General features: G+C 42.7%; 12 protein-coding genes. 3 read left to right on the top strand and 9 right to left on the bottom strand.

Translation table 11 applies throughout. The features are described 5' to 3' along the window. Positions 1-10 precede the first annotated feature (10 nt). Positions 11-1,639: an ABC transporter ATP-binding protein gene (locus AB4185_RS08125; RefSeq protein WP_372135308.1), complete on the top strand. Its 1,629-nt coding sequence runs from the start codon at positions 11-13 to the stop codon at positions 1,637-1,639. Between the two features lie 614 nt (positions 1,640-2,253). Here the strand turns inward: AB4185_RS08125 and AB4185_RS08120 are convergent. The 6 genes from AB4185_RS08120 to AB4185_RS08095 all read right to left on the bottom strand — a co-directional run bounded on the left by AB4185_RS08120 (position 2,254) and on the right by AB4185_RS08095 (position 7,196). Next, the gene (locus AB4185_RS08120; protein ID WP_372135307.1) at positions 2,254-3,309 is read right to left on the bottom strand and encodes a glycoside hydrolase family 1 protein; all 1,056 of its coding nucleotides are present in this window, start codon (positions 3,307-3,309) and stop codon (positions 2,254-2,256) included. Next, entirely contained in the window at positions 3,275-3,688 is a 414-nt protein-coding gene (locus tag AB4185_RS08115; RefSeq protein ID WP_372135306.1) for a glycoside hydrolase family 1 protein, read from the bottom strand. The genes AB4185_RS08120 and AB4185_RS08115 overlap by 35 nt, the downstream gene beginning before the upstream one ends. A 57-nt stretch (positions 3,689-3,745) precedes the next feature. Further along, a complete protein-coding gene (locus tag AB4185_RS08110) occupies positions 3,746-5,149 on the bottom strand; it encodes a glycoside hydrolase family 1 protein (protein ID WP_102428152.1) in 1,404 nt (467 codons plus the stop codon). A 31-nt stretch (positions 5,150-5,180) separates the two neighbouring features. Continuing rightward, complete coding sequence (locus AB4185_RS08105; protein WP_102332273.1) at positions 5,181-5,486, bottom strand: PTS lactose/cellobiose transporter subunit IIA; 306 nt, start codon at positions 5,484-5,486, stop codon at positions 5,181-5,183. Between the two features lie 65 nt (positions 5,487-5,551). After that, on the bottom strand, positions 5,552-6,874 hold the full coding sequence (locus tag AB4185_RS08100; protein WP_102332274.1) for a PTS sugar transporter subunit IIC: 1,323 nt from the start codon (positions 6,872-6,874) through the stop codon (positions 5,552-5,554). A gap of 13 nt (positions 6,875-6,887) precedes the next feature. Then, positions 6,888-7,196: a PTS sugar transporter subunit IIB gene (locus AB4185_RS08095; RefSeq protein WP_102332275.1), complete on the bottom strand. Its 309-nt coding sequence runs from the start codon at positions 7,194-7,196 to the stop codon at positions 6,888-6,890. 312 nt (positions 7,197-7,508) lie between these two features. On the opposite strand from AB4185_RS08095, the gene AB4185_RS08090 reads away from it, so the two are divergent. Beyond that, the gene (locus tag AB4185_RS08090; protein ID WP_102332276.1) at positions 7,509-8,531 is read left to right on the top strand and encodes a LacI family DNA-binding transcriptional regulator; all 1,023 of its coding nucleotides are present in this window, start codon (positions 7,509-7,511) and stop codon (positions 8,529-8,531) included. A 274-nt stretch (positions 8,532-8,805) separates the two neighbouring features. Here AB4185_RS08090 and AB4185_RS08085 read toward each other — a convergent pair whose 3' ends face one another. Further along, the gene (locus AB4185_RS08085) at positions 8,806-9,225 is read right to left on the bottom strand and encodes a substrate-binding domain-containing protein (RefSeq protein ID WP_017067281.1); all 420 of its coding nucleotides are present in this window, start codon (positions 9,223-9,225) and stop codon (positions 8,806-8,808) included. 53 nt (positions 9,226-9,278) lie between these two features. Between AB4185_RS08085 and AB4185_RS08080 the strand changes: the two genes are divergently transcribed. Then, complete coding sequence (locus tag AB4185_RS08080) at positions 9,279-9,569, top strand: hypothetical protein (RefSeq protein WP_076648574.1); 291 nt, start codon at positions 9,279-9,281, stop codon at positions 9,567-9,569. Positions 9,570-9,598: 29 nt separating this feature from the next. Here the strand turns inward: AB4185_RS08080 and AB4185_RS08075 are convergent, their stop codons facing one another. Further along, positions 9,599-11,659 carry a prolyl oligopeptidase family protein gene (locus AB4185_RS08075; protein ID WP_372135305.1) on the bottom strand — a complete coding sequence of 687 codons (2,061 nt, stop codon included), beginning with the start codon at positions 11,657-11,659 and terminating at the stop codon, positions 9,599-9,601. Positions 11,660-11,670: 11 nt separating this feature from the next. Then, positions 11,671-12,588 carry a LysR family transcriptional regulator gene (locus tag AB4185_RS08070; protein ID WP_017081288.1) on the bottom strand — a complete coding sequence of 306 codons (918 nt, stop codon included), beginning with the start codon at positions 12,586-12,588 and terminating at the stop codon, positions 11,671-11,673. Positions 12,589-12,754: the final 166 nt, after the last annotated feature.

The raw sequence follows: 12,754 nt of genomic DNA, 5'->3' as shown, positions 1-12,754 counted from the left end.
AGGATATATCATGTCGGACCGGGCCATTCTTAAAGTCAATAACCTCTCCGTTAGCTTCACAACCAATGATGGAATCATTGATGCGGTAAAAAAGGTTAACTTTACCCTTAATTCTAGCGAAACCTTGGCCATTGTTGGTGAATCAGGTTCAGGTAAATCAGTCTCTTCTAACGCACTGATGCGTTTGCTCCCTGATAACGCCATCATTGATGCTCAATCTGAAATAGAATTTGAGGGGCAATCAATACTTGGCAAGACTGAACGAGAAATGCAGTCGATTCGTGGCGACAGAATCGGCATGATCTTTCAGGAACCGATGACCTCTCTCAACCCATACCTGCGCGTGGGCACACAAGTGGCAGAAGCTATTATGTGGCATCGTAAAGTGTCAAAGTCTCAAGCCAAACAGCGAGTGATTGAGCTGTTTAATCTTGTGCACTTGCCAATGCCAGAAAAGTCGTACACCAAGTACCCTCACGAATTTTCGGGTGGTCAGCTGCAACGCATCATGATCGCAATGGCGCTGATTAATGAACCGGATATCCTGATTGCTGACGAGCCTACAACTGCATTAGATGTAACGGTTCAAGCTGAAGTGCTTGCTCTTATCAAAGAGATCCAAGGCAAGATGGGAATGGCAATTTTGTTCATCACCCATGACTTAGGTGTGGTGAAACACTTTGCAGACCGCGTGCTAGTGATGTGTAAAGGTGAGCTCGTAGAAGAAGGGATGACTCAATCTTTGTTCGATAGTCCTAAACATGATTACACAAGAATGCTGATTAACTCGATTCCGAAAGGCGCTAAGATTCCTGTCCATGAATCAGCCCAAGAATTGTTAAACGCTGAAGACATACGGGTCCAATTCTTGGTTAAATCGCACTTTATCAAAAGTAAGAGTCAGTACTTCGAAGCTGTAAAAGGCATCTCATTGACCCTTAAACAAGGTGAAACGTTAGGCATTGTGGGTGAATCTGGCTCAGGCAAGTCAACACTGGGACGAGCGTTAATCGGTTTACTACCAAGTACCGGACGCATTGTTTATAAAGGCCAAGATGTCAGTTTATTAACCGACAGAGAACGTCATAAGCTCAAGAAAGATGTACAGATGGTGTTCCAAGACCCTTATGGTTCTTTGTCACCACGCATGACAGTTGGAGAAATTATCACCGAAGGCTTAACGGTGCATCAACCTCATCTATCCAAGCAAGAACGTTTAGAAAGAGCGCGCAAAGCATTGATTGAAGTTCGCTTAGAGCCGAATTCAATAAACCGTTATCCACATGAGTTCTCTGGCGGGCAAAGACAACGTATCGCGATTGCTCGCGCACTGATTCTAGAGCCCTCTTTCATTTTGCTGGATGAACCGACTTCAGCACTCGATCGCTCAGTACAACTGACCGTGATTGACCTGCTGAAAGACATTCAAGCCAAGCACAATATCGGCTTCCTGTTCATCAGCCACGATCTCTCGGTAGTGAAAGTACTGTCGGATCGCGTACTGGTGATGCAGAAGGGCGAAGTAATGGAAGAAGGGTCTGCAGAAGAGATTTTCAATGCGCCGAAAAACAACTACACCAAGAAATTAATCGCTGCGTCATTCGACTTAGAAGATAAATCGAAAAAAAATGCCGCATAAAGGGAACTAATCAACATTAACAGCGTCTTATAATTACATTCTGAATAATCTCCTAATGGATTGAAATCTAGAATGGATATAGCAAAACTGGTTTGGCCGCCAAAAGAGAAATGTCGCATGGATGCGACATTTTTCGTTTCTGGCGTATATGAAAAATCAACTCAGTGATTCGCGCCAGTGATTCGAACCAGTGATTATGAAGGTTTGCTAAAATTAACGGACTTTAAACAGAGTTCGCTGGTAGTCGTCATAGTCGAAGAGCGGCTTAGTTCAACTCGTTTTTGGACAAAAGTGTTTTAGTAACATTGTTAACCTAGCAATCAATAAGTTAGCTAAAAAGCCACAAAGATGACTAAGTTCATCAATTGAATTCCTCTACTCTGGAGCACCTATCATTGTGTTGTTAAGTTGACGTTCTATTTTTCTGCACCTACGACGTCTTTTTACTTAACTCATCATCTACCGGGTTATAGAGTTCACCGGCCAACACTTTCTCACGTTCAGTCTTTTTTTATTCTTTGCTTTTATGAAAGCGCTCGAAGTCATAATATTAATGATTTTACTTTTTGGTCAAAAACGAGCTATTGACATTTTTTGCAATAGCTCGCTTGATTTTAAGCGGGGTATTTAAGGCTTTCCCCTCGACTCGCTATAATGTCCTTATACCAATGGAAAGAAGCTTTTTTCTTTCTGTCTAGGTTGTTTTGATGGTCTACATAAATGAAGCCATATTGCTTTTTATAGCCATTCAGCCAACTGAGTAAGTCAATTGCAGACCATGCATAATAACCTTGAATGTTCACACCTTCATCAATGGCTTTTTTTACAGCCACTAAATGGTCATTAATGAAGTTAATTCGAGGAATGTCGCATATCTCTCCCTCAATGATTGGGTCTTCATCACCGAGGCCATTTTCAGTGATGTACATAGTGACATCACCATAATAGTCTTTGAGTAGTCTCAAACCATCAACAAAGCCTTCCGGTGAAATCTCCCAACCCCACTTGGTGTAACGCTTATCTTTCATTGATACGCTGCGGTATTCACCATCAAAGCTTGGGTTGCCAGGAGCACCTGTGGCATTTTCTCGTGAATGCTCAACGTGTTCTGCTTGGCCTAGAATTCTTTCTACTCGTACGGGTTGATAGTAGTTCAAACCAATAAAATCGTTGAGTGGAGCAGCTTGGGTTAATGCGAGTCTTTCTTCCTCAAGTATTTCAGGCATCCAGCCACGCTCTTCAAGAATCTTCAAAACATAGTCAGGGTAGTGACCTTTCAAGATAGTGTCATAGTACCAGTTGATGCCGAATTGATTTGCGTGACGCTCTGCCCATTTGTTGTCGATGCTATCGTCCACTGAAAAAGCAGGAGAGAATACGTGGCTTAAGCCGATATCACCATATTGATTTAGCTCTTTGTATGCGAGTACTGCTTTCGCATGTGCTGAAAATACATTATGAGTGGCTTGAAAGTAGAGCTTAGGCTCATCCTTAATACCTGGTGGATGGGCGCCAGCAAGGTAACCATGACCACAGAAAACAACGGTTTCATTGAAGGTTATGAAGTGTTTAACACGGTCCCCAAATGCTTCAAAACAAACTTTGGCATAGTTAACAAACGCATCAATGGTTGCTTTATTCGTCCAGCCGCCTTGTTTCTCTAGCTCCAATGGTAAATCCCAATGGTAAATCCCAATGGTATAAAGTCACAAATGGTACAATGCCGTAATGTAAGCATTCATCAATAATGTTGTTGTAGAAATCGATGCCTTTTTGATTCACCTCACCAGTACCGTTAGGAATAATTCGAGGCCAAGCGATAGAAAAACGGTATGACTCTAGCCCCATTTCTGCCATGAGTCTAATGTCTTCTTTATAACGGTGGTAGTGATCTACAGCTAATTCACCCGTTGTATTTTCAAAGGTTTTGCCTGAGATTTTAACGAATTCATCCCAGTTACTCGGGCCCTTACCGTCTTTATCGATTGCGCCTTCTATTTGATAAGCGGCAGTGGCTGCGCCAAACAGAAAACTGTTGGAGAATTTCATAGTCTTTTCCTAGTTTAATTGAATGCTTGGAGCGTAGGCTCCAAGCATTCAGACTGGTTATGCAGTGTGTTTAGAGATAAGAGCGTTGTACCAATGGAAGCTTGCCTTTTTAGAACGTTTCATCTCTTTTAGGTCAAACTCTTCACGGTCAACATGAATAAAACCATAACGTTTAGCACAACCTTGGTGAGTACTGACTAGGTCAATTGCAGACCAAGGACTGTAACCGAAGACCTCAACACCATCAGTGATAGCAAGCTGAACTTGGTCAATATGTTGCTGTAGATATTCGATGCGGTAGCTATCATCAATTGAACCGTCAGCTTCGACGGTATCAAAAGCACCTAGACCGTTCTCAGTCACAATAAGAGGTAGAGCATAACGCTCGTAAATTTCACGCATTGTGGTACGGAAACCAACAGGGTCAATCTCCCAACCAAACTCGTTTTTCACTAGGTTCGGGTTCTCAGTACCACGGTAAGCACCGACTTCACCAATCGTGATTTGTTGGTCGCCCGTTGAGTTGATGTCGCTCTCATCACCAGTACTTTCAGCAACGGTTTGCGAGTTGTAGTAGTTAAAGGCGATAAAGTCAGGCTTAGCTTGAGCCATAATGTCCATATCGCCGTCTGCAATCTCTGGTGTTGCATCACGTTCTTTTAAGAATCGCATCGCTGTTGGGTTGTAGCGACCATAAACTGCCATATCTAGGTATAGCCAGTTACGAATTGCCGAGAACGTGTTCGCTGCAAGAACATCTTCTGGTTTTGAAGATGCAGGGTAAATCGTTGAAATATTTGGCGCAGGACCAATTTTAGCTTGAGGAAGCATATCGTGACAAAGTACCATTGCTTTGGCTTGTGCTAGCAACATGTGGTGGTTTTGTTGGTATAGATCTTTCACCGGGTTCTCACCGCTAACACTCTTGGTACCAATGGCATCACCGTGCAAGATCATCATATTTTGTTCATTAATTGTTAGCCAGTACTTAACACGGTCACCGTACAGCTCGAATAGTGTTTTAGAGTACAGTGCAAACGCATCAACAGTGTCACGATTTGACCACCCGCCTTTTTGTTGTAAAGCGTATGGTAAATCAAAGTGATAAATCGTTAGGATAGGCTCAATATTGTGCTTGATCAGTTCGTCGATTAAGTTGCTGTAAAACTCCACGCCTTTCTGGTTAATTTCACCGTCACCATTAGGGAAGATACGCGTCCAAGCCACAGAGAAGCGGTATGCTTTCAAGCCTAGCTCTGCAAATAGTGTTACGTCTTCTTTGTAGTGGTGGTAGTGGTCACTGGTAACTTTAAAATCTGTTGTACCCTCGACAATTGGAGCCATATCGATAACTGATGGTCCTTTACCGTCTTCGTTCCAAGCGCCTTCAACTTGGTAAGCTGAGGTTGACGCGCCCCAAAAGAAATCGGTAGGGAAAGGAGTTAGATTCTTAGGTTTCATGTTTATCTCTTTATTTTAATCTGTTGTTATTTTATTGAATTTTACGGTGTAGGTTGATTAGCTCTTCAATCAACTCACGAGCAAGCATTGCAGTCATAATGTGGTCTTGAGCGTGAACCATGATTAGGTTCACTGGCACTTTTCCTTCACCTTCATCCATTCCAATGAGCTCAGTTTGAACCTTGTGAGCACGCTTTGATGCCTCAGTAGATTGTGTTAGTAATGAGTCAACTTCTGCCCATTCACCTTTCTTTGCATTCTGTAGCGCTTGCATTGCTAGGCTTTTTGACTCGCCAGCATTGATGATCAATTCCATTACGGTTGATTCTAGTTCCATGTGGATATCCTCAATATTTTTGATGAATAGAGTGGTAGTACCCACTCTATTGAGTTGGATGAATGTTACGCGAAGCTTTGTTCACTAGATTTGTTATCTTGAGTAGAATTTGTGTCTTGAGGCTGCTCTTCTGCAAGCAACTGTTTTTCGTAAATTTTGAAGAATGGGTAGTAAACAACCAGATTTACACCAATTAGAATGAACACCAATACAGCATTGTTTAGCTGCCATCCAGCTCCCCAAGCTGCACCTATTGGTGCTGGTGCCGTCCAAGGAACCAGTGAAACCATTTTGCCAATCCAGTCCATACTCGTCGCGAAGTAAGCGATGATAGCGTTGATCATTGGAGCGCCGACAAATGGAATGAACATAATAGGGTTCATAACGATTGGTGAACCAAAGATTACAGGTTCATTGATGTTGAACATTGCAGGAACTACACCAAGACGACCGATTGTTTTAAGGTGAGCAGATTTACTTCTCAGGTAAAGTAGAACTAATGAGAATGTTGCACCAGAGCCGCCTAATACAATAAAGAACGACCAGAATGGTTCAATAAACACTTGAGGCAGTTCCATTCCTGCAGCAAGAGCTTCTTGGTTTACACCTAGGTTGTAAAGCCAGAAGGGTGCCATGATGCCAGAAACGATTGCTGAACCATGAATACCAGCAAACCATAGAGTATGTGCAACAAGTACAGCAAGTAAAATCGCCGGCAATGTGTCAGATGCTGATACCAATGGCTGGAATAGAGCCATAATTGCACCTGGAATTAGCATATCGAAATTGTTTTGAATTAGAAGGTTTAGTGGATAAATCGTAACTATCACGATCATTGTTGGGATCAGCAGGTTAAATGACTGACGAATTTTATCAGGCACCTGCTCCGGCATTTTAATGCCAATATTATGAACTTTTAAGAAACGAGTCAGTTCAGTAACAAAGATCGCAACAATGATTGCAGTAAAGATACCAGTGCCACCAAGGTACGTTGCAGACAGAGCACCATCTTTCATCGGTGCTGCTATCAAAAGAAATGACATCAATGAAAGCATTGCCGTTGGTAGGGCATCTAACTTGTAGCTATTTGCTAGGTTATACGCGATACAAGCAGAGATATAACATGACATAATCCCCATACTCATATTAAAAGGGGTCATGATTTCATCAAAATAGGTGGATGACATTGAAATCCACCATTGACCTAAGGCAAACGCGGTATCTTCCGAAAAAGGAGGAAAAGCAAACACAAGCAAGAAAGAACCCACGATCATGAAGGGCATTGCGCCAATGAAGCCGTCACGAATTGCACACACGTGCTTTTGAGTTGCCAGTCGGCCTGCTATCGGTGTTAAGGTGTTTTCTAGAAAATCGAATAATGCTTTCATCGTGATATCCCTCTTATTGATTTAGCATTGTGATTGCATCGTTAAGGATTTTTTCGCCTTTCATCATGCCGTAATCCATTTGATTCATTACAGAAATTGGTTTGTTAGCAGCATCAGCAATCTCTTTGAAATCATTGAGTTTGTATTTAATTTGTGGACCTAGTAAAACGCAATCGAAGTTTGGAAGGTTCGACTCGAATTCATCTAATCCCACAGCTTCAATATGCGCTTCAATCCCTTTCGCTGCCGCAGATTGCTTCATTTTGTTTACGACCATGCTAGTAGACATACCAGCAGCACAGCACAATAAAATGTTGATCATGATTTAGTTCCTTTTCTTATTAATTTATCACTTAATCTAGTAAGCGTTGTAGAGTACGAGAAAAATGTAACCGGTTACAGAAACCGGTTACAGAAACCGGTTTCACTTGTGTGAGAAATGTCATAAAATATCGTTACTCAATGCTACAATTGATGACGGGCATCACATTAGGTAAGAAATCGGGTTCGAATTTAGGGGTTACTATGTTCTAGTAGACAGTAAGATAACTTTATTTTTTGATAATTGGTCCATATAAACAATAACTTATAATAATATCCAAACGTAACGTGGGTAAGTGATGAAAGGAATAGAATGAGTACCATTGTTGATGTCAGCAAACTTGCTGGAGTCTCCAAAGCAACAGTCTCGCGTGTGATCAACGGCACAGGTCAGGTTAAACAATCGACAAAAGATAGTGTCTTCGCCGCGATGGAACAGTTGGGTTACCGTCCAAACCGGACCGCTCAAGCTTTAGCGACAAATAAAACTGATACAGTGGCATTGGTACTGTCTAACTATGACAGTACTAGGTGGGGTGTACTATTACAGCAAATCTCAATTCAACTTCAATCAGAAGGCAAAACACTAACAGTAATCGATGGTAAGAATGACCCTCAACATGAATATGAAGTAATTAGACAACTAGAAGGGCAATTTGATGCCATTTTGCTTTATAGCCGAACCCTATCTGATGAGCATATACAAACGTTAGAATCACAACTGTCCGTGCCTTTTGTTGTGTTAAACCGTGCCTCTATGGCAGGGAATTACCATTCAGTATCCATTGATCAATCTAGTCTTATCGTGACCGCAATGGAACATTTGATTTCATGCGGTCATAAGAGCATCGCATGCATAACTGGTCCAATAGACAACCCAACAGGAAAAGCTCGTATCGAAGGTTATAAGCGAGCTTTAGAATCATCTAGATTGCCTTATAATCCATCTTTAGTGTTATCCGGTGATTACCATATAAGAAGTGGATATGATCTGTGTACCAACCTCTTGAAGTTAAATGTGAAGTTTACGGCGATTCTCGCATTTAACGATAATATGGCTTTAGGAGCGATTAAAGCTTTGTCAGAAGAAGGGGTTCACGTTCCAAGTCAAGTATCTGTTATTGGTATAGATAATGATCCTTTTGGTGAGTTTTCAACCCCAGAATTAACGACCATAGACTTACCGATTGAACTCATGGCACAGAATGCTGTTAAGTTAGCGCTAAAGCTACGTGATGAAGCTGTTCCATATGAACCGAAAATCTTAAATGGAAATTTAATAAGTCGAAATTCAGTGACCCCATTCCATGCGAATAAGTCTTGGTTAAGTTTCTAAAACCCTGAGGTGTGTGATTCATACAAAGCTCTCCTCGGAAAACAGCCCCAAAACGAACCATTAAAGATGGCTGACTCGTCAGTCCTTTTTCCATTGTTGTAGCAAACTTTGGGGCAAAAGTGTTTTAGCTTACCTGCCCCGTATTGAACAATATGAACGCGCAAATATAAGCGGTGAGATCGATAGCTTTACTCAGCGGTATTCCTGCACCATGGTTCGCATTGACATCAGTACGAATCATCACAGGCGCACCACCTTGATGCTTGTCTTGAAATTAACGATACAAAGATTTGGTCGACTCTCTCACAATTAAATCAATCGGAGGCAACCTTGCTTCATGTCGCTCGCCAGATAACAAGTTCAAGATCGACTGAGCACACACTTCACCAATCTCTTCAATTGGCTGCCTTAATGTTGTTAACGCGGGTGTGAAATACTTCGACGTTGGTAAGTCATCAAACCCAATCACTGACACATCTTCTGGCACTTTATAACCGTGATCGTGTAGCGCCTTAATCGCCCCGTAAGCGGTTTGGTCGTTAGCAGTAAACAAGGCGGAGAAGTGAACCCTAGATTCTAACTCTTGGATTCGTTTTTCTAATGCTTCGATATTAGTATCAGCAGCAAAAGAAGAGAGTGAAGCAAGCGATGCCGCCACTGCGACCGTTATTGGCAAAAGCTTAAATTTTTGCATTGTATTTCCCTATTATTTTTTTGAGTTTTCATCGAACAGGGAAATATTAAGCAATGAAAGAGTTGAAAAGTTGGTCGCTGTTCACACTGATAAATCAGCTTAAATGCCATGAAACTTTTAGAAAATCCATGACGAAAACTACTGATTTCAGATCAACAGGTTATAGTAAAAAATGCGTAAAATATCAGCTTGAAATCGCTTTCATTTCATCAGTAATGGTGGCGGCTATCACGGAAAAGAGTGTCGAAAAGCAAAGAGAACGAGGTGTGAATTTGATTGGTTTTCATATATATGAAAAACCTCAAAATCTAAGGCAGATTTTGAGGCTTTTTGGTCTGAGTTAAATACCCAGTTATCTAAAATCAAGTATTCGCTACAATGAATCTAGAGACTCAATTCCCATATTGAACAGGGTAAATGCGTAGATATCAGCAGTGAGGTCGATAGCTTTACTCAGCGGCATACCTGCCCCATGCCCTGCATTAACATCAATACGAATCATCACAGGCGCGCCACCTTCATGCTTATCTTGCAGCTCTGAAATGAATTTATAAGAGTGAGCTGGCACCACACGGTCGTCGTGATCAGCGGTCGTAACCAGTGTTGCTGGGTAATCGACACCTCGTACGACGTTATGAACCGGGGAGTAACCCAGCAGGTATTCGAACATCTCTTTATTTTGCGCTGACGTGCCGTAATCGTACGCCCAGCCTTCGCCAGACGTGAAGGTGTGGTAACGCAACATGTCCAAAACCCCAACCGCAGGTAAAGCCACTTGGAACAGCTCAGGCCTTTGTGTCATGCAAGCGCCTACCAACAAACCGCCGTTAGAACCGCCGCGAATCGCTAACTTATCGCTGCACGTGTAGTTTTCTTCGATTAAGAACTCCGCAGCAGCAATGAAGTCATCAAATACATTCTGTTTTTGTTGTTGTGTACCCGCTTTGTGCCACGCCTTACCGTATTCGCCACCACCACGTAAGTTCGGCACTGCATATACGCCACCCAGTTCTAGCCAACTGCCAACCGTGCCCGAGAAGGAAGGGGTTAGGCTAACGTTAAAACCACCATAGGCGTACAACATGGTTGGAGTATTACCATCTAACACTAATCCCTTCTTATAAGAGATAAGCATCGGAACCTTGGTGCCATCCTTCGAGGTATAGAAGACTTGTTTAGACTCAAATTGATCCGACTCAAACGGAGACTCAGAGCGTTGGTAGATTTCAGAGCTTCCAGATTCAACATCAAAAGAGAAAATTGTTGGCGGCGTTACATAGTTGGTAAAGGTGTAATGAAGCTGGGTTTGCTCGTTTTTTCCACCTAAGCCGCTGGCCGTTCCGAGACCAGGTAAGTGGATTTCACGAACCAGATTGCCTTGGTAATCCAGCTGCTCAATCTTAGACACCACATCGACCATGTAGTGGGCAAACAAGTAACCACCACCCGTGCTGATATCTAACGGCTGTGGCTTTTCAGGAATGATATCGAGCCATTTCCTATCGCGAGTATCAAAGCTCACCACCTTGCCATTAGGCGCATCGAGATTGGTGTATAAAATGAAGACTTCATCTTGGTTATCGATGAGGTACGTATCGCTATCCACATGATCAATCAGCGTGTTCAGCGATTGTTCTGGTGAATTTAAATCGATATAGAACAGCCTGTTACCCGATGTCGACTCTCGCCCTAGAATGATCAAGTAACGGTCGTCTTCGGTGGTATAGCCTGATACATAGCGGTGCTGCTCAGCGTTGCTCTCACCAAAAACCACTTTGTCGCTAGCTTGTTCTGTACCCAACTCATGGAAGTAAAGTTTGTGCTGTTCGGTACGTGCAGAAAGCTGGCTACCGTCTGGCTTATCGTAACTAGAGTAATAAAAGCCACGATTACCCAACCAAGAAATGCCGGTAAATTTAGCGTCGGTGATTTCGGCTTCAAGCTGCTGTTTAGTCTCGGTATCGATAACAAAGATCTTACGCCAGTCGCTACCACCCTCTGAAATACTGTACGCCACTAGGCTGTAATCTTTCGAAAACGACACCGACCCCAGTGATGTGGTGCCATCTTCCGAGAAGGTATTCGGATCTAGGAATACTTCAATCGACTGACCTTCTTTCTGACGATAAAGAATACTGTGATTCTGCAGTCCATCGTTCTTGTAGAAGTAGGTGTAATCTCCTCGTACAAACGGCTGCGAGCTCTTTTTGTAGTCTTGCGCTTTTGCTAATCGCTCTCGCAGTTCTGCGCGATACGGGATTTGAGCAAGGTAATCGAACGTGACTTCATTTTGGCTCGCCACCCACTGCGCGGTTTCGTCGCTTCTGTCGTCTTCTAACCAGCGATAAGGGTCTTCAACTATGTGATCAAAATAGTCATCGCTGACGATCTGTTTGTTGGTGACTGGATATTGATACTCTTTTAAATAGCTCATCGTGATCCTTATTAAAAATAATGTGAAATCGTCAGGTAACGCGTTCTGATGTGTTCAATCAATAACTTAATCTTGTTCGGTGGCTGGCGCGTAAAGGGGTACACCGCATAAATACCGAGCTTCTTGCCGACTAAATCAGGGAAGATATCCACCAGCTGGCCGTTACGAATGTCGTGATAAACCAGACAGCGCGGCACATACGCGACCCCATGACCGCCCAACGCCGCCTTTCTTAATGCGGTCGCATTATCGGTAGAAAAAGAGCCCGAGACGCGCACTATGTATTTATCATTATCAGTAAAGCCATCTTTACTATGCAGAAATTGCCACTCACTGGCACCCGTTGTTTGATAAGCGTATTGCAGACAATTGTGCTCAACCAAATCCTTGGGCTGCATCGGCTTACCATTCTTGGCGATATAAGACGGAGAAGCACATACCACCCATTGAGAGTCCAAGATATGACGGGCAATTAAGCTGGAGTCTTCCAAGTAGCCGGTTCGAATCACTAAGTCGAGGCCATCATCAACCAGATCCACAAAGCGATTGTTAAGAGACATATCGACCGTTAAACCTGGGTGCATATTACAAAACTCGGCAACAGCGTCTGCGAGAATCAAATCTCCGGAGATAGTAGGCACTGACATTTTGATATGACCACTAACATTTTCACCAAAGCCTGAAACTGCGTCCATAGCCTCTTGAGCCGCCTGCTTCACATTTTTGGCTCCGTGTAACATTGCCTTACCCGCCTCGGTAAGCGTCAATTTACGCGTGGTTCGATATAATAGCTGCACGCCAATCTCTTCTTCCAAACGCGCAATTCTCTTACTAACTACCGAATTTGTAAGGTTATTTTGCTCTGCCACCTTACTAAAACTGCCCAGCTCTACTACCTGTGAAAACAGGATCAAATCGTCTGCTCGCATTTGATTATGCCAATTTCGGAATTAATTATTTTCATTATTTCCCTATATCAATAAAAAATAAAGGGGTAAATTCACGCCAAATTAACAAAACAATTACAAAAACAGCTTTTGCAATCACATCGGTTACAAATAAAGCGACTCTAATTACAACAATTGAATCCTCGAG

It is taken from the genome of Vibrio sp. 10N.286.48.F5 (genome assembly GCF_041469785.1).
GTDB classification, from domain to species: domain Bacteria; phylum Pseudomonadota; class Gammaproteobacteria; order Enterobacterales; family Vibrionaceae; genus Vibrio; species Vibrio crassostreae_C.
This window is presented reverse-complemented; position numbering and strand designations above follow the sequence as displayed.